Origin of the sequence: Calderihabitans maritimus, from assembly GCF_002207765.1 — a bacterium.
Classification (GTDB): domain Bacteria; phylum Bacillota; class KKC1; order Calderihabitantales; family Calderihabitantaceae; genus Calderihabitans; species Calderihabitans maritimus.
Map to the genome: position 1 here is coordinate 1 of NZ_BDGJ01000038.1, position 206 is coordinate 206.

Annotated in this window: 1 protein-coding gene; it reads left to right on the forward strand. The window is 52.9% G+C overall.

Annotated features, from left to right (window positions below):
- The coding region (locus KKC1_RS04805; protein WP_143288674.1) for a transposase at window positions 1-206 on the forward strand (206 nt) is incomplete at both ends.

Genomic DNA, 206 nt, shown 5'->3' on the forward strand with positions numbered 1-206 from the left:
AGAACCAATACCACATTGCCGGCAAGCGAAGTGGCCTTGGCCTACAAGCAGCTTTGGATGGTGGAGCGAGCTTTTCGGGAGATGAAGTGCACCCTGAAGCTTCGTCCCATGTATCACTGGACGGAAAGCCGAATCCGTGGCCACATCATGGTATGTTTCCTTGCCTTTTACCTTGAGATGGCGCTACGCCAAATGCTCAGCAGTGT